The organism is Verrucomicrobiales bacterium (assembly GCA_016793885.1).
Taxonomy (GTDB): Bacteria; Verrucomicrobiota; Verrucomicrobiia; order Limisphaerales; family UBA11320; genus UBA11320.
The window spans coordinates 1-18,246 of sequence record JAEUHE010000161.1; the positions used below are offsets into that span (position 1 = coordinate 1).

General features: G+C 61.2%; 9 protein-coding genes. All 9 read left to right on the forward strand.

The genetic code is table 11. The features are described from left to right. Positions 1-274: 274 nt before the first annotated feature. Positions 275-817: a hypothetical protein gene (locus JNN07_18585; protein MBL9169753.1), complete on the forward strand. Its 543-nt coding sequence runs from the start codon at positions 275-277 to the stop codon at positions 815-817. Next, entirely contained in the window at positions 814-2,109 is a 1,296-nt protein-coding gene (locus JNN07_18590; protein MBL9169754.1) for an AMP-binding protein, read from the forward strand. The genes JNN07_18585 and JNN07_18590 overlap by 4 nt, the downstream gene beginning before the upstream one ends. A 242-nt stretch (positions 2,110-2,351) precedes the next feature. Next, positions 2,352-3,536 (forward strand): acyltransferase, encoded by a 1,185-nt coding sequence (locus JNN07_18595; GenBank protein ID MBL9169755.1) that lies wholly within the window; start codon positions 2,352-2,354, stop codon positions 3,534-3,536. Next, positions 3,506-4,255, forward strand: coding sequence for an SGNH/GDSL hydrolase family protein (locus JNN07_18600; protein ID MBL9169756.1), 750 nt, complete (start codon positions 3,506-3,508; stop codon positions 4,253-4,255). Before JNN07_18595 ends, JNN07_18600 begins: the two co-directional genes overlap by 31 nt. A gap of 250 nt (positions 4,256-4,505) precedes the next feature. Continuing rightward, the gene (locus JNN07_18605) at positions 4,506-7,565 is read left to right on the forward strand and encodes a choice-of-anchor D domain-containing protein (protein ID MBL9169757.1); all 3,060 of its coding nucleotides are present in this window, start codon (positions 4,506-4,508) and stop codon (positions 7,563-7,565) included. 125 nt (positions 7,566-7,690) lie between these two features. Then, positions 7,691-11,437, forward strand: coding sequence for a VCBS repeat-containing protein (locus JNN07_18610; protein ID MBL9169758.1), 3,747 nt, complete (start codon positions 7,691-7,693; stop codon positions 11,435-11,437). Beyond that, complete coding sequence (locus JNN07_18615; protein ID MBL9169759.1) at positions 11,434-13,473, forward strand: glycoside hydrolase family 32 protein; 2,040 nt, start codon at positions 11,434-11,436, stop codon at positions 13,471-13,473. The genes JNN07_18610 and JNN07_18615 overlap by 4 nt, the downstream gene beginning before the upstream one ends. Then, positions 13,473-16,481, forward strand: a complete 3,009-nt coding sequence (locus JNN07_18620; GenBank protein MBL9169760.1) for a DUF1553 domain-containing protein — start codon at positions 13,473-13,475, stop codon at positions 16,479-16,481. The genes JNN07_18615 and JNN07_18620 overlap by 1 nt, the downstream gene beginning before the upstream one ends. A gap of 2 nt (positions 16,482-16,483) precedes the next feature. Further along, positions 16,484-17,929 carry a DUF1501 domain-containing protein gene (locus JNN07_18625; GenBank protein MBL9169761.1) on the forward strand — a complete coding sequence of 482 codons (1,446 nt, stop codon included), beginning with the start codon at positions 16,484-16,486 and terminating at the stop codon, positions 17,927-17,929. Positions 17,930-18,246: the final 317 nt, after the last annotated feature.

Here is an 18,246-nt window from a genome sequence, read left to right on the forward strand (position 1 = left end):
GGGTTGTGAGAAAACCACGACTAACCCAGGGTAGGCGCTCCTGCGTCGCGCCAACCCTGGGCTTTGAGCCGGAATCCCTTTGGGATTCTAACATTTGGTCGAAGAACTTGTGGGTAATGCTTAGAGAGGGCTGCCGCACTCTAGAACTATAAACCTCGTTGGATTGGTTCCCGATCAACTGCCAATCGTCCCCCCACACAACACTGGATTTCAAAATCAAACCGCTCTAGGGTCGACGCCGTTGTCCGAATTGGCAATCAACTGACGCTATCAAATGAACTGGATCTTTTTCGCGCTGCTCACGGTCGTAACCTGGGGTGTTTACGGTGTCCTCCTGCACACCGGCCAAACTCAAATGGTGCCCGGCGGTGGCCTCATCACGGCTGAAGCGCGCTACAAATCGTTTCTCTTTGTCGGGTTGGCGTACTTTTTGGTGGCTGTCCTGGCCCCGCTCATCCTGCTCGCCCTCCAAGGTAAAGCCTTCTCGGGTTACTCTTCGGCCGGCATGAAATGGTCGCTGATTGCGGGCATCGCCGGGGCAATCGGCGCTTTTGGAGTGCTGCTCGCCTTCGGCTCGGGAGGCAAGCCTTGGGTGGTCATGTCGATCATCTTCGCCGGAGCCCCGATCGTGAATGTCCTCTACTCGCTGTTCAACCACCCCCCTAAGGATGGCTGGGCGGCCATCAAACCCCAGTTCGTCCTGGGAATCGCCCTGGCGGCGCTCGGGGGATACCTCGTAACGTATTATCGTCCTGACAAACCCGCACCCAAACCCGCATCGGCCGGGGTTACCAAGCCCGCCAAACCCGCCGCGTGAGTGAATTTCAGAATCGCGAGCAACTCACAGCTCACCAACTCGGTGAACTGGTGTCGCTCCTTGGCGCTCTGCGCCAGAGCAACCCCTTCTACCAAGCGAAGCTCAGGGCACTCGGCACCCTGCCCCACGGCAGCGCCGAGGGCGTCCTGGCCCAGGTCCTGGCGCTGATTCCCCACACCGTCAAAGCCGAGCTCGTCGCGGATCAGCGAGATCATTCACCCTTCGGCACCAACCTCACCTTCCCCATGGCGAGCTATGTGCGCTGTCACCAGACCAGCGGCAGCGCAGGCTCACCGATCCGCTGGCTGGACACGTCGGCCAGCTGGGAAGCGATGTTGGAACAATGGCAACGGGTATTCGCAGCCGCCGGAGTCAAGCCGGAGGATCGATTCTTTTTCGCCTTCTCATTCGGCCCGTTCCTCGGCTTCTGGACTGCCTTCGAGGCGGCAACCCGCCTGGGAAACCTCTGCTTTCCAGGCGGCGGACTCAGTTCTTTGGCTCGGCTGCACAACCTGATCGACAACCAAGCAACGATTCTTTGTTGCACCCCAACCTACGCGCTGCATCTGGGCGAAGTCGCCGCGGCCAACCAGATCGATCTGACCACCAGTGCCATCCGTCGCCTGATCGTGGCCGGGGAACCCGGAGGAAGCATTCCGTCGACTCGACGTCGACTCGAAGCGCTCTGGCCCAAGGCACGAGTTTGCGATCATCATGGGATGACGGAGGTCGGGCCGGTGACTTACGAATGTCCAGATCAGCCAGGCCTGCTGCATGTGATGGAACGATCCTACATCGCCGAAGTCCTCCAGCCCGGAGCCTCGGAACCGGTCGCTCCAGGGGAAGTCGGCGAGCTCGTTCTCACCACCTTGAAACGTTCCGGCTCTCCCCTGCTCCGTTATCGCACCTGCGACCTGGTGGCCGCGCAGTCCCGCACGGGGGAGCGATGCACTTGCGGCACCTTGGATCTAGGCCTGCGAGGTGGGATCATTGGTCGCACGGACGACATGGTGGTCGTACGGGGGGTGAATCTCTACCCGAGTGCGGTGGAGGAAGTCATTCGGAGGGTGGGAGGCATTGCCGAATATCAGGTACGAGTGGACAAAAGCTCCCCCCTGGCAGCTGTCGTTGTTCAAGTGGAACCAGGACCCGACGCGTGCGACGCTACCTTGGTGGCAGACCAACTAAGACGGGAGCTGCATCAGGCGTTCGCACTCAAATTTGAGGTGGAAACGGTTCCTCCCGGCACACTCCCCCGATTTGAGCTGAAGGCAAAACGCTGGCGATCCTGAAGCATCGCCCGGGGAGCACAGGTCCGCCCATACCGCAAGTGACCTTTGAAGGCTTTCGGCGGGTTTTCTCCTCGCCAGCATCGGCGATTTTTGCCAGGATCCATCATCATATCGGGGTATCCCAGGTCACGTAGACCGAGGAATCCCGATGCGTTGGATCGGGGTCTTATTAGGCCGGGAAACACCGTGGCCCGTTTCTCGGAGGATAAGATCGATTCCAGCCAGTTGGATGAGCCGGATGTATGCCCGAAGTTCCTGAATCCTCCAAGGTGGGTGAGCCCGAAAGCTCCGTCGCGTCCACGCGTCTCGGCGGTGCTGAGCCCCGTCGGATGCCGAGTTCGTCAACGGAGACGAATGCGGGCGAAGTCGCCGGATCGGTCGCTTTGGACCAGTGGCGAGGCTTTGCTCTGGTGATGGTGCTGATTTCGCATGGGCTTTACTACACGGGGAAGGTCTCCGGCATCGGACGCGTGGGAGTGAACCTGTTCTTCTTCATCTCGGGACTACTCACCTACCGCTCCCTGGTGCGCAGCTCGGCACCCGACTCCTTCAGCCGAGCAAAATCATTTTGGAAGCGTCGGTTTCTGCGCCTCTATCCCGCGTTGGTGGGTTATCTGGTGCTGATGATTCCGACGGTTTACTTTTTCGCTCCGCTAGTGAAAGGGGCACCCGGATCGACCTTTGCTGAGTTCATGGCGCACCTGCCTCAGGCGTTCGGAGCGTTTATCAATTTCACCGGACCGCCATGCCATACCGGGCTGAATCATCTCTGGAGCCTCTCCACCGAAATCCAATTTTATCTGATCGCCCCCATCCTGTTCGCGTTGGGCGGCACCAGTTCCGCCCGCCGCTCCTGGGTCTGGGGTGGTCTGCTGGTGATTTTCTTGGCATTAGGCGCAGCCCAGCCGTTGGTCGGCGACCGCGTGAAATACTATTTCCAGTTCTCGGTGTGGCCGATGTTATTGGGCTTTGTAGCGGAATGGCAACGCGCCCGGTTCGTGCAGTTCTTCTCGCTGTTTTCCCGTCCGATCCTGATCAGCAGCGCGGCGGTGTTCCTGCTGAGCCTGGTGCTGATGCAACTCGGCACCAAGGCCAAGATCGGCGTCGTTGCGCTGGGGGCATTTATGGTGGTCCCCTGCTACTGCTGCTACCTGGTAGGCTTGCCATGCCCAGGAAAGCTCGGCAGTCTACTGAAATGGTGTGGCGAACGGACTTATTCCATCTACCTCTGGCAACAGCCGCTGACGCTGTGCGGCTACTTCCCGACCTGGCTCCATCCGGTCGGGGCGCTCCTTTCCTGTGCCGTGGGCGCACTGGGCTTTCACTGGCTGGAGCGACCCTTTCTCAGCCGGAAACGAAAGCCGGCCGCTGCCGGGGTTGCTCAACCCGCTGAGGTATGCCCGCCCGTCGCAACCTCCGTGCGATAGCTGCAGGACTGACTCTGCTGATCCTCGGGAGTGCCGCGTGGGGTGTCGTCAGTGTTCAACGACAGTCCTACGGCGACCGGTGGCTGCGAAAGGCCTACCCAGTGGTCGCCCCACCTTTTGAAATCCGGGCTCAAGCCGCGGGCCCCGATCGAACGCTCCTGCTGCTCGGTGACTCCCGTGTGGCGGACTGGGGCCTACCGTCGATCCCCGGCTGGCGAGTGGTGAATGCCGGGGTGCCTGGCTTGACCAGCTCAGAAATGGTATTGATCGCCTCCGAAGCGCTCCGCCAATCAGAGCCCCACACGGTGGTGATTCAAGCGGGGATCAACGAGCTCAAGATCATCGGTGTTCGGAAGGATCTCTATGAGCCTCTTCTCTCGCTCTGCGAGAGCAATGTCCTGAAGGTCGCTCACTGGGCGGCCGAGCGCGGAGCCGAAGTGCTCATTGCCCCGGTTTGGCCGACCGGCCCCGTCCCCTTTCAGCGTTCGTTGGTATGGAGCTACCGCATCCCTCAGGCGGTAGAAGAGGTAAACCTGCGGCTCTCCCGGTCAGCCTCAGGCCAGCCCCGCATCCGCATTTTTGATGCCTTCAAGCCAGCGCCCTCCTCCGCGTCGCCGATGGTTCCGCCCCTGGAGCCGCAGCTTCGCGACACCCTGCACTTCACACCCGCCTTCTACGAGCAGCTGACTCAGCGTCTGATTCTCGAGCTTAAGCCCTGACCTGAGATCACCCGTCGGTGGATGGCGCCACAACCCGGGTCCCTGAGATTCGACGGTTACGAGGGAAACCGGGATTGAGCGCGACGCACAGCCAGGGGGACGGGCAGAAGAAGCAGAGTCTATTTCCGCCCTCAGTTTTTTCTCGCCAAAACCTGGTCTTTTCGTTCGACTATGCCCTGACCCCAATGAACGCGTCTCCCAGCGCCACTGTTACGTTTACCTCTTAAAACCTAGAATCAGTGCTGTCATCATGAAAACTTCCATCCTCTCTTCTTCTCTCCTGAGCAGGATCCTCTGTCCTGCCGCGCCATTCATTCTGGGCGGAGCGGCTATGTCCCTCTTTCTCATGCAGGCCACCGCCGGATTGGTCGGGTTCTATCCATTCGACGGCGAGGACCCGACGGCCGACGCCAGCGGCGCCGGTGTGACTTTGCAAAGTGCCGCCGCCGATCCCACTTACAATCCCAGCGGAGGCTTTGAAGGAGGTGCCTTCCATTTCGACGGAAAGCAGCGATGGATCGCGCCTCTGGACATCAATCCTGGAACCCTACCGCAGGTCACCATGGGAGCTTGGGTACGCACCGAGTCGCTCATTCCGGGGTTGAGGAAGATCATGGGCTCGGATAACGGAGGGTGGGACAGGACCCTAGGGCTGGATGACCGTGAGGGTCCCTTCCGCTACACCTCATTCATTGGCAACGGGCCGCCAGCAACCGGCACCCCCGGTCCCAAGAGCACCAATCAATGGTCTTTCGTGGCCGCCAGCTACGACAACGACAATGCCGTGGCCACGATTTACGTGGATCAGGACGCGGCGACCCTAGAGGCGCTCGACGGAGTGGTCGTGCCGACGGGTTTCGGGCCCGGCCTGATCACTCTCTCCATTGGGAACCTCCGCACCGACACTGCCGATGAAGGCTGGCAAGGGGATATCGACAACGTGTTCGTGTTCGATGAGGCACTATCCCCCGAGCAGATTGCAGCCATCCGGGATGGGGGACGGACTGCGATTCTCGGACTTCCTGCCAACGACCCCGACCTGCAAGTGGCGCTCTCGCCAGATCTGGAAGGATTATCCAAGGTTCCCTCCGTCAAAGCCATTTCATTCCCTATTCGCAATGCCGGCGCGACCAAGCCATTGAAGCTTTCCCAAATCACGATTCAGGGGGCGGATGCCGGCTACTTCAGCGTCGCCTCCTTTCCTACTGAACTGGCCCCGGGGGCCAGCGGCGAGATTGTCTTCCGCCTCGATTCACAGAGCCAGGTGGGTGCCTTCGCAGCCACCGCCACAGTCGTGAGCGACGATCCCACCACACCGCGCCTGCAGCTGGAACTCGCCTCCCGAGTCGTCGCTTCGCAGACGCTGCTCGGACTTTACTCCTTCGACGATGCGGCCGCCCCCCTCAAGGATGACAGCGGTGGGGGGAGAACCCTGCTCAATGGTCTCGATGGAGGGTTGGCCGATCCCACCTACTTATCCGCCGGCGGCATCAGCGGAGGTGCCTTCGAGTTCAATGGTCAACAAAGGCTCGTGGCTCCGATCAACATCAACCCCTCGGCGGTCCCGCGTCTGGGAATGGGAGCATGGGTCAAAACGGCCACGCTGGAGCCGGGCCTACGCAAGGTCATCGGCCACGATGACGGCGCGTGGGATCGCGTGATCGGCCTGGATACCCGGTCGCAACCGACCGGAGGGGAACTGCCGGATGGCACCCTTCGCTACGCCGCGTTCACCGGAGGAAACAATTTCGGACCCACCCAAGGGGATCCTGCCCCCGCCCCGGTCAGCACGGAGGCCTGGACCTTCCTGGCCATCGACTACGACCAAGCCGCAGGCCTCCTTTCCCTCTATGTGGATCTGGACGCTTCGACTACGGACGACGAACCCCAGGTGATTCAGCAGGCGACCCAGATGGGACAAGGACTCGCGACCACTTCGATCGGCAGCCTCAACCCGGTGGGGTCGGGCGAGGGGTGGATCGGCTCGATTGACACAGTGTTCTTCCTCAGCGGCGCGCTGGATCTCGCCACCATGAACGCCATTCGCGTCGGCGGCAAACAAACCCTGCTGCAGTTTGGTCCCGACCCAGTGCTGGCGGTGGAAACCTCGCCCGTTTTCGGACAACTTCCCAACGGTGCCAGCAAGACCGTGCAGGTGCAGCTGCGGAACGGAGGCGCCTCCCAACCCCTGCGTATTGTGAAGGCCGAACTGCAAGGCCGGGATGCGGGGTCTTACACCCTAGGCACCATTCCCGATACACTGCCTCCGGGCGGGAGCGCTTCCATCTCCGTGACCTTCAACCCCGCAGGAGCGGAGGGCGTTTTCCAAGGAGTGCTGGAGCTCACCTCCAATGACAGCGCCGGACGTAAGACCAGAATCGACCTCTCGGCGGCGGTACCCTTCACCTCACTTCGCTCTTCACTCCTCGGATTCTACTCCTTTGACGATGCCGAGAATCCCCTGAAGGACGACAGCGGAAACGGCAAAGACCTCACCTCCGTAGGCGCGGATCCGACCTATGAAGCAGATACCGGGATCGAGGGAGGAAACTTCCTCTTCGGCGGTAGCCAGCGGCTGGTGTCCCCGATCAACATCAATCCGTCCGAGCGTCCGGTCCTGACCATGGGCGCGTGGGTGAAAACCGCCAGCCTCTCCCCCGGGCTGCGAAAGATCATCGGCAGTGACGATGGAGGCTGGGATCGAACGATCGGCCTTGATGACCGAGAAGGCCCATTCCGGTATTCCGCCTTCGTCGGCAACGCGGGACCGCTCGCCGGCACCCCGTCGCCCGAAAGTTCGGACGACTGGACGTTTATTGCCGCCACCTTCAATCAAAACGCCGCCGAGGTAACGCTCTACGTGGACTTGAACGTAGCCACCCTAGAAGATGCACTCATCGCTGCGACGCGGCCAGGATCCGCCTATGGCTCGGGATTTCCTACGGTGTCCATCGGGAGCCTGCGCCCGGACAACGCCAACGAATCATGGAACGGATCCATCGATAATGTCTTCTTCTATGGCAATGTGCTCTCGGAAGGCGAACTCACCGAAATTAGGAATGCTGGGAAATCCAAAATCCTGTCGGATCCTCCCCGCATCTTGAGCATTCAAAAGACGGGAGCCGGTCTCGTGATCAATTGGGGAAGCCGCCCAGGGACGACCTACACGGTGGAATATTCGGCCTCGCTCGCCGGGCCATGGACCACCATCGAGACGCAGGTCGCTGCCGGGCCGAGTTCCTCCTTCACCGACACATCCGCCCAGCGACAAGGCGGACCCGCGGGTTTCTATCGCATCGCTGTGCCTTGATCCCTCGCCAGGATCCAGTGCTCAGGGGGCCGTCGGAAAGGGTCGCCCGGTCGCCATCGCGGCCGCCGCGACTCTCTCCTTTTTTGGGCTCGCCCAGAACCGGCGCTAGCCGGGAGGATGCACTCATGCGTCTGCCGGCCAGATCAGTCCGCAGCTCTGACATCGGAACCACCCGGAGCGCCATGCGGTGGGCGATCCCACCTCTGGCGGCCTGGGCTTGCGCCGGACTGGTCCTCCTGGGCCCGCTGCGGTGGGCAAAAGGCGCAGCCGATCCCTCAGGGCGCTCCTCCGCAGAGTCAATCTCTCTGCAGGTGCCATCGGGAGGGGCGCCCGGCTTCACTTCGCTGTCGGCGGAGATGACCCACATCACCTTTACCAACCGGCTTCGGCCCGCCGACCTGGCTAAGAACCAAATTCTGGAAGTCGGCTCAGGGGTGGCTCTCGGAGATGTGGATGGGGATGGCCGAACCGATCTCTACCTCTGCTCGCTGGGAGGTCCGAATCGGCTCTACCGAAACCTGGGCGACTGGAAGTTCGAGGATGTAACGTCTCAGGCCGGGGTGGCGTGCGACGGTCAATTCTCCACCGGAAGTGTGCTGGCGGACATCGATGGCGATGGGTTACTTGATCTCTTGGTCAACGGGATTGGCTCCGGAACCAGGCTGTTTCGCAACCGCGGAGGGCTACAATTCACCGAATCGATCCCATCCGGCCTGATGGCAGACCGTGGGAGCACAACCATGGCGCTCGCCGATATCAATGGCGACGGCTACCTCGATCTTTATATAGCGAACTACCACACCCGCACCGTCAAGGACTCCCCCGCAGGCCTGGAGGTCCAGGCCGGCTACGTCGGGGGCAAGTTTGTCATTGAGCCCCCTGGGCTATTCCTTCCCCTGCCCCTCAAGTCCGGTGGGATGAACCTGTTTGAGCGGGGAGAACCTGACGTGCTGTACCTCAACAATGGTCGGGGAGGATTTACCGTCGCAGACTGGACTCAGGGGCGCTTTCGAGAGTCCGATGGATCGCCGCTCGCCGAGGCACCCAAGGACTGGGGGCTCTGCGCCGCCTTTCGAGACCTGAACCGAGACGGCCACCCGGACCTCTATGTCTGCAACGACTTCTTCCACTCACCCGATCGGCTCTGGATCAATGATGGCTCCGGCAACTTCCGGGCGGCCGACCCTTTAGTCCTGCGACAGACTAGCATGTCCTCCATGTCGGCGGACTTCGCGGACATCAATCGCGATGGCCGCGACGACATTCTCGTCCTGGACATGATGAGCCGCGAGCACCGACGCCGTCACCGGCAGCGAGGAAGTCTGGTGCACTTGCAGGTGACCACGCCGATGCAGGATCCGTTGTTTCGACCGGAGACGGCGCGCAACACGCTGCAAGTCCAGCGATCCGACGGCACCTATGTCGAACTGGCGCAATACAGCGGCCTCGAAGCTTCAGAATGGAGTTGGGGTGTCGTCTTTCTGGATGTGGACCTCGACGGGTTCGAGGATGCGCTCGTTACAAATGGAAACATTCGGGATGCCAACGACGCCGACCTCTCCCGTGCCGGAAACTCACGCATGGATCCCGCGAGCACGGCTAAGACCCGGGATAAAAACCTGCGATTCCCCCCGTTGGAGACCGCCAACCTGGCGTTCCGGAATCGAGGTGACCTGACCTTCGAGGAGGTGGGCGACACCTGGGGCTTTGCAACCCGCGGGGTTTCTCATGGAATGGCGCTGGCCGACTTGGACAATGACGGGGATCAGGATGTGGTCGTCAACCACCTCGGCCAAGCGGCGGGACTCTATCGTAACAACTCGTCAGCCCCGCGAGTTGTGGTGCGGCTGCGCGGCCGAAGCCCCAATGCTCAGGCCATTGGCGCGCGGGTTGAGCTGCGAGGTGGCGCGGTGCCGATCCAGACACAGGAAATCATGAGCGGAGGACGCTATCTCTCCGGTGATGATCCCACACGCTCTTTTGCCGCAGGCACGCTGACGAATCGGATGGAGCTGCACGTGCGCTGGCGCAGCGGGGCGGAAACCACCATCGCGGACATTCGCGCGAACCAGCGCATCGAGGTTCAAGAACTGGAGCCCGACGCGTCGAAACCCTTGGCCGCTCCGTCCCCAGCCCCGCGGTCCAGTCCGTTCTTCACGGATGTCAGCGAACGGCTGCGGCATCCGCATCAGGAGAATCCCTTTCGCGAAGACGAACGTCAGCCACTCCTCACTCGCGAGCTCGGACGGCTCGGCCCGGCGCTTGCCTGGAAAGATCTAGATACCGATGGACGCGAGGATCTCATCGTTGGAGGCTCGCGAGGCGGCTACTTTGTCGTCTACCTCAACGAGGCTTCGGGCAAGTTCAAACCGCTGCGTCGGAAGCAGGCGCTTGAACGCGATCAGACTTCCCTGCTCGCCTTTATGCACCCCGGCAGCAGAGCCATTCAACTCCTGGCCGGCTCGGCCAACTACGAGGAAGGCACCACCAACAGCAGTCTGCTGATAGGATATGATCTGCAGAAAGGGACGGAAACCGGATTGATCCCCGACCGCTCCTGGAGCGTAGGCCCGCTGGCGATCGGCGTGTGCGACCGTGCTCCGATGCTGTTTGTGGGGGGACGTGTCCACCCAGGACGCTATCCTGCTCCCAGCGGCTCAGCGTTATTTCAGCTCCAAGAGGGTGCCTGGGTGCCTGTGCCCGAGGCGGCAGAAGTCTTCCAGCAGGCCAGCCTCGTGAGCGGCGCCACCTGGGCGGACCTCGATGGTGACGGATCCCCGGAGCTGCTAGCCGCCTGCGAATGGGGACCTGTGCGCGTGTACGCCCGGAGGGCAGGCGCATGGAAAGAGCAGACCGCATCGTGGCAGCTGGCCCAGTTCACCGGCTTGTGGAATGGGATTGCAGCCGGGGATTTTGATGAGGATGGACGGCTCGATTTTGTTGCCTCGAACTGGGGACGGAACTCGCGCTATGAACGTCATCGCGGCCAGCCGCTCCGGCTGTACTATGGCGAGTGGACGGAGGGCGGCCCACTCGCCCTCAGTGAGTCTTACTTCGATCCCGCCCAGGGCGGTTACGTTCCCTTCGTCACGCTCGATCGCCTCCGGGCCACCTATCCCGCTGTTTCCGAACGCTACCCCCATTTCGCCGATTACTCCCGCATTACTTGCGAAGAACTGTTCTCGACGCCCAACGGGGCGCCGCACTACCTGACGGCACGCTGTCTGGAGACCACCCTTTTCCTGAATCGTGGCGATCACTTCGAGGCTCGTGCTTTGCCGGCAGAGGCCCAGTGGGCACCCGCCTTCGGGGTTTCCATTGGCGACCTGGACGGAGACGGGCACGAGGATGTCGTGCTCAGCCAGAACTTTGCAGGGATGTTAACCGAAGAGGGCCGACTGGACTGCGGGCGTGGGTTGTGGCTGCGTGGGGATGGGAAAGGTGGACTGCAAGCGGTGGATGCCAACGTGAGCGGACTCCGCATCGTCGGGGACGGCCGCGCAACCGCCCTCTGCGACTATGATGCCGACGGCCGCCCCGACCTCGCCGTCGCTCAGAATAACGGACCGGTGAAACTTTATCACAACGACCAAGGCCGGCCGGGCATTCGCGTACGGCTCCAAGGTCCGGCGACAAACCCCGAAGGGATCGGTGCCGTGGTTCGAGTCAAATACTCCCGTTCCCTCGGTCCGGCGCGATCCTTCACGTTAGGTTCTGGATACTGGTCGCAGGAAAGCTCGGTCCAAATTCTGGGCCTGCGCACGAACGACTCTCCCACGGGCCTGTGGGTCCGGTGGGCAAATGGCACCGTTTCCGAAACTCCGCTTCCTACAGACTCACGCGACTTACTCCTCACCCACCCCGCTTTATGACTCTTGGCACCACCTCCCACCCACTTACCCACCTTCTGTTGGCACTTCTCAGCCTGCTGCCGATGGCCGCCAGTTCCGCTGATTCGACGCTTCCGACGGAAACGTGGCGTCCCCAGTTTCACTTTACTCCGGCGACCAATTGGATGAATGACCCGAACGGCATGGTCTATTATGAGGGGGAGTATCACCTCTTTTATCAGTTCAACCCCTTCGGAATTCGTTGGGGGCACATGAGCTGGGGACATGCGGTCAGTCGTGATCTGGTTCGATGGGAACATCTCCCGATCGCTCTACTCGAAGAGAATGGGGTGATGATTTTCTCGGGCAGTGCGGTGGTGGATTGGAAAAACACCTCCGGCTTCGGCCAGGATGGAAAACCGCCGATGGTGGCGATCTATACCGGACACTACACCACCAAACCGTTGCAGAACCAACAGATCGCTTACAGCAATGATCGAGGACGGACGTGGACAAAGTACGCCGGCAACCCGGTGCTGGATATCGGCGAAGCCGACTTCCGTGATCCCAAAGTGATTTGGCATGAGCCCACCCAAAAGTGGATCATGGCGGTCTCGTGGCCTCAGCATCGTCAAGTGCGCTTCTACGCGTCTGCAAACTTGAAGCAATGGTCGCATCTGAGTGATTTTGGGCCTGCTGGATCCACAACGGGGATCTGGGAGTGTCCGGATCTTTTCCCTGTCAAAGTTGAGGGATCAGGCCAGCAGAAGAAATGGGTTCTGGTGGTGAATGTGGGATCCGGAGCGCCGGCAGGTGGATCGGGGTGTCAATACTTCGTAGGAGACTTCGATGGAAACGAATTCAGTCTAGATGCCTCGTTTCCGAAGCCACAGCCGGAGGTCGTCCCGAACGGGCTCATTCTGGGAGACTTTGAGGGAGAAGGCTATGGATCCTGGAAGGCAACGGGTGAGGCTTTTGGCACGTCCCCCGCTCGGGGAAAAATTGGAGGACAGCAGGCGGTGGACGGGTTCCGCGGAACGGGACTACTCAATAGCTTCACGGGAGGCGACAAGTCCCAGGGATCCCTCACGTCCACCCCTTTTGAAATCAACCGAAAACACCTAAGTTTCTTGATCGGCGGCGGCAATCACGCCGACAAGACCTGCGTCAATCTGCGCGTCGACGGAACCGTGGTGCGCTCCGCCACTGGGGACAATGCCGAACGGCTCTCCTGGAAATCCTGGAGTGTATCGGATCTTCAAGGAAAGAAAGGTATCCTCGAGGTGGTTGACCGCGAGCAGGGAGGTTGGGGCCACATCAACGCCGATCATTTTGTGCTCGCCGACGAACCGGCGCGCCCCGCGCATACGCCAGCGTTGTGGGCCGATTGGGGACGCGATTTCTACGCGGCGGTGTCCTGGAGTGACATCCCGGTCCGCGATGGTCGCCGACTTTGGTTGGGGTGGATGAGTAATTGGGAGTATGCCAACGACGTTCCGACAGTCCCTTGGCGCAGCGCCATGTCGATTCCCCGAGAGTTGATGCTACGATCCACCCCAACAGGCATGACGCTGGTGCAGCGGCCGGTGCGCGAGCTGGCCAACTACCGCGGAAAGCAGCATCGTTTCTCCGGGGCCTCACTGGTGAAAGCCAACCAGTGGCTGCAGAAACGAGAATTCGCGACCCCGCTGCTCGAGGTGGAGTTGGAACTCCAGTCGCGCGGCACAGAGGGTATCACCCTGGAGTTGGCGACCGAGCGCAACGAAACGGTCGAGGTGCGCTACGATCCAGGTCGCAGTTCCCTCATCCTGGATCGGACCCGCTCCGGACGGATCGATTTCCACGAAAAGTTTCCGGGGCGCTACGAGGCTCCGCTCGGGTTGCAGGAGGGAAAAATAAAGCTGAACCTCCTGATCGACCGGTCGTCCCTCGAAGTGTTCGGGAACGATGGGCTCGTCTGCCTCACGAGCCTCATGCTGCCGGAAGGCAAGACGCGCACGTTCCGCTTCCACGAGCCTGTCGGCTCCTGGAAGATCCAACAACTCCGCATCTGGGAGCTCCAGATTCCCAAATTGTGATGCGATCGTCAGCTTTGATCTTAGCCGCCTGGCTCCTGCTCGGGCTTCCGCAGCCGGGCACCGCGCAAGGACCGAGTGGAACCAATCACTGGGCCTTTACCCCACCCAGCCGGCCCACGCCGCCCGCCCCTCGGCAGACGAACTCAGTCCAAAGCCCCATCGACGCTTTCGTCCGCGCGCGATTGGAGGTGGAGAACCTGCAGCCCGCGCCGCCGGCCGCCCCCGAAACTCTGCATCGTCGCCTCTGTCTCGATCTCACGGGACTGCCGCCTAGCCCGGAAGAGACCTCGAATTTCGTGCGCGCTTTCCGGCAGGATCCTCGGCAAGCGGTCTCCGATCGGGTGGATCAGCTTCTCGCCTCCCCTCGTTACGGGGAGCACATGGCCTCTCGCTGGTTGGATCTGGCCCGCTACGCTGACACCAGCGGGTTCCAAGGGGACCCGTTCCGCAGCATGTGGCGGTGGCGCGACTACGTCATCGAATCATTTAACCGAAATCTGCCCTTCGACCAATTCACCATCGAGCAACTCGCCGGGGATCTCCTGCCAAACCCGACTCTGAATCAACGACTCGCGACCGGATTTAACCGAAACCATCGCTTCAACACGGAGTTCGGATCCATCAATGAGGAATGGCTGGTGGAGAATGTGATCGATCGCGTCGAAACGACGTCGGCCGTGTGGTTGGGGCTCACCATGGGATGCGGACGCTGCCACGACCACAAATACGACCCTATTTCCCAGACCGAGTTCTACCAGTTTTTCGCCTTTTTCAACAATCTACCCGAGCGAGGGGTGTTCTGGGATGGAAACGATCCCGCGTTTGCCCCCTCGCTGCGGGCTCCCACACCGGCCGATCAGGAGAAGCTCGCAGCCCTTGAAGCCACTGTGCAGGAGCGAGAGGCGGAGGTGCGTCGGATGGAGACCTCCTTGATGCTGTCCCACGAGCAACAAGCCTGGGAGCGCCGCCGCTCTCGGCAGTTTCGACGAGAACTTCAACCTCACCTGGAGGTCGACATGGCCGTCGGTCCAAACCGCGTACAGTCGTTCCTCTTTCCCACCAGCCAGGTACTCCATCTCCCTCTCGACGGATCGCTGGCGGGGCGTTTCGGAACGCGCACCACGCTGACGAACCGCACGCAGATTACCACCAACCAAGTGACGGACGTGATTCAATCCATCATCTCGAATTCACAAGAGATCACGCAGCGGGTGGCGTTTGCCAAAACGGTCGCCGTCCGAAGCCCGGTCCAACCGGAGTTTGGAGACGGGGCGGTTGGACAGTCACTTCGACTGTCCGGGCTTGAACCTGCCCTGGCGCTGTCCGGCGTCCTGGATCAGGATCGCGCCACGTTGGCTTTCTGGCTGCGACCCGAGGTACCGAGCGGAGTGATCCTGCATAAGCTGGGACGCCAGGAACTGTTTCCCATCGGCATCCTGCTGACGCTGACCAACGGGCATCTGCATTTCGAGGCACATCACAAGATTTTCGAATTTGACGCGACGATGGTGCCGCTGGAGATGACTTCGAACCTCCAGCTTCCCCTTCACGAATGGACCCACATCGCCTTGGTCCTGGATGGCAAGCGTCGACGACGCGGTCCGACGCTGTTCGTCAATGGCCAAGCTCAACAACTGGAGCCGATCAAGGCATCCGCCCGGGGTCTCAGCACGCTCGTGAACGCGGAACCGCTCACCATCGGAGGAGGAGGCGGGCAGGCCGGTTTGAGAGGCTGGGTCGATGATCTGCGCTGGTTTGATCGGGCGTTGACGGACCGGGAGGTCAGGCTGCTCGCCGCGATCCCGCAGGCCATGGCGCTGAGTAGTTCGCCACTCCAGCGATCACCGCAGGAGCAGATCCAAGCTGGATCCTTTTATCGAACCTTTCTGTCTTCATCACTGGCCACCCAGCACGTGGCCCTCGCGGAAGCGGTTGCCAAGCTGGAGGAATTTCAAAAGGACTTGCCGGAGGTGATGGTCATGGCCGAGCGCCCTGAGCCGGCAACCGCCCGAGTGCTATTCCGGGGACAATACGATGCGCCCCGCGAGCAGGTCTCGGCCAACATTCCCGCCTCCTTAGGCACCCTGGGACCCTCGGCTTCCCCCAATCGACTCCACCTGGCTCGCTGGCTGGTGTCCACCAACAACCCGCTGACAGCAAGAGTTTTCGTTAATCGCGTCTGGGAGCAGCTTTTTGGCATCGGGCTGGTCCGCACCTCCGAGGACTTCGGCACCCAGGCGGAGGTACCCTCGCATCCGGAGCTTTTGGATTGGCTCGCGGTGGACTGGATGCAAGGAGGTTGGGATATCAAGTCGCTACTGAAGAAGATTGTCACCAGCGCGACTTACCAGCAAAGCTCCTCCTGTTCACCTGCCCTGCGCGAACGCGATCCGGAAAACCGGCTTTTGGCCAGGGGGCCGCGCTTCCGCCTACCGGCCGAGGCGATTCGCGACCTCGCGCTTGCAGTGTCGGGAAGCCTGGTGGAACAGGTCGGCGGCCCATCGGTCACCCCCTATCTGCCCGGCGACAAACCCAAGGAATCCCCCCAGCTCTATCGTCGATCGCTCTATTCGCTCTGGCAGCGAACTCGCTTTAACCCGAGTTTGGCGACCTTCGATGCCCCCTCGCGGGAAGCGTGCACGGTCAAGCGTCCACGAACGAACACCCCGCTTCAGGCCCTCGCCCTGATGAATGAGGTGACTTTTGTCGAGGCCTCTCGTCGGCTGGCCGAGCGCACCATGCGCGCCAACGCCACCCTCGATGGCCGCATTGCGTTCATGGTTCAAACAGCTCTCGGCCGCCCGCCTGAAACGCAGGAACTCGCCGCCCTGCGCCGCATCACGGAGTCCCAGCTCGAGCGGTATCGTTCCAACCGGATCGCCGCGGAGGATTTAGTCGCCGTGGGCGCGTCGAAAGCCGATCCCTCGCTCAACGTCCAGGAGTTGGCCGCCTACACTCTGGTGGCCAGCACCTTGATGAACCTGGACGAATTCATCACCAAGGAATAGCCATGAACCTACCGCCATTCTTCATCGACCCGCTGCGGCGGCGCGCATTTCTAGAACGGTCCGCCGCCGGAATGGGATTGCTGGCGCTCGGCTCCTTATTCGCAAGCGGAGCCAGCTCAGCAAAGGAGACCGCCACCGCCGGATATCGTCGTCCGGTGATCAAGGCTAAGCGCATCATCTATCTGCATCAGAGCGGCGCTCCTTCTCACCTGGATCTGTTCGACCACAAGCCAGGACTCGCCAAACTGAGGGGGGAAGACCTTCCTCCGAGCGTTCGCCAAGGTCAGCGGCTGACCGGAATGACCTCCGGCTACAGCAAGCTCCCCATTTTTCCCAGCCCATTCGAGTTCCGGCGGCATGGTCAAGGCGGGGCTTGGATGAGCGAACTGTGGCCCCACCTCAGCCAGGCGGCTGATGATTTGTGCCTGGTCCACACTCTGCACACCGATGCGATCAATCATGATCCGGCCATCACCTTTGTGCACACCGGGTCCCAGATCGCGGGCCGGCCAAGCTTCGGTTCCTGGCTCGCGTATGGGTTGGGTAGCGAGAATCAGGATCTGCCCGCGTTCGTGGTGTTGACCTCCGATGGCACGGGGCGTCCGGGTGACCAACCGCTGTACGACCGGCTGTGGTCGTCGGGTTTCCTCCCCAGCGAGTTTCAGGGTGTGCGCTTCCGCTCGGCCGGTGACCCGGTCCTGTTCCTATCGAATCCTCCAGGAGTGGATCGCTCCACGCGGAGCAGCATGCTTGAGGGTGTGCGCGAGTTAAACCAGCTTCGGCAGGGAACCGTGGGCGACCCCGAAATTCAAACTCGAATTGCCCAGTATGAAATGGCCTTCCGGATGCAAACCAGCGTGCCGGACCTGGGGGACCTTTCGAGAGAGCCAGCTCATGTGCTCAACCTCTACGGGCCGGAGGTGCGAAAGCCTGGAACTTTCGCCGCCAACTGCCTGCTCGCACGCCGGCTCGCCGAACGGAATGTGCGCTTCATTCAACTCTATCACCGCGGATGGGATCAGCACTTCAGTCTCAAGGACCAGATCAAGGGACAATGCTACGATGTCGATCAGCCCTGCTATGCCCTACTCACCGACCTCAAACAACGTGGACTACTGGAGGACACACTCGTCGTCTGGGCAGGCGAGTTCGGTCGAACGGTGTACGGGCAGGGAGACGTCAGTTCGCCCAAGATCGGACGTGATCATCACCCGAAGTGTTTCAGCATTTGGCTGAGTGGCGGAGGAATCCGAGGGGGAACCACCTACGGCAAAACCGATGACTTTGCTTACAACATTGTGGAGAACCCCGTGAGCTTCTTTGACCTCAACGCCACCCTGCTCCATCAGTTGGGAATCGACCACACCCAGCTAACCTTTCGCTATCAAGGTCGGGATTACCGACTGACCGATGTTCATGGGGAAGTAGTGAAAGGAATCCTGGCCTGAGGTGGAGCCCCGTCCGTCCTCCGTTGGGAAACGATTACCACGCCATCGCTCACCGGATTCCGCGACCAACTGAGTGAACGTACGTTCACTCAGTTGGTCGCGGAATGGGGTGGTCGGTGGAAACTTTTCGCCATTCAGAGCGTCGCAAGCGACTTGATGACTTGGCTTTATATCCAGACTCGAACTCCTTCCGTCCGAATTCCGACGACCAACTCGTTGAACGTACGTTCAACGAGTTGGTCGTGGTTCCCTGGGGGCGGGGGTGGCCGGCGGGCGGCGGTGGGGGGGCGGGGGCGGTGGGGGGGGGGGTGGGGGGC

Excerpts from the sequence above, each read along its gene's own strand:
- JNN07_18585 (MBL9169753.1), top strand. The coding sequence starts at position 275 with ATGAACTGGATCTTTTTCGCGCTGCTCACGGTCGTAACCTGGGGTGTT.
- JNN07_18595 (MBL9169755.1), top strand. The coding sequence starts at position 2,352 with ATGCCCGAAGTTCCTGAATCCTCCAAGGTGGGTGAGCCCGAAAGCTCC.
- JNN07_18600 (MBL9169756.1), top strand. The coding sequence starts at position 3,506 with ATGCCCGCCCGTCGCAACCTCCGTGCGATAGCTGCAGGACTGACTCTG.
- JNN07_18605 (MBL9169757.1), top strand. The coding sequence starts at position 4,506 with ATGAAAACTTCCATCCTCTCTTCTTCTCTCCTGAGCAGGATCCTCTGT.
- JNN07_18610 (MBL9169758.1), top strand. The coding sequence starts at position 7,691 with ATGCGTCTGCCGGCCAGATCAGTCCGCAGCTCTGACATCGGAACCACC.
- JNN07_18615 (MBL9169759.1), top strand. The coding sequence starts at position 11,434 with ATGACTCTTGGCACCACCTCCCACCCACTTACCCACCTTCTGTTGGCA.
- JNN07_18620 (MBL9169760.1), top strand. The coding sequence starts at position 13,473 with ATGCGATCGTCAGCTTTGATCTTAGCCGCCTGGCTCCTGCTCGGGCTT.
- JNN07_18625 (MBL9169761.1), top strand. The coding sequence starts at position 16,484 with ATGAACCTACCGCCATTCTTCATCGACCCGCTGCGGCGGCGCGCATTT.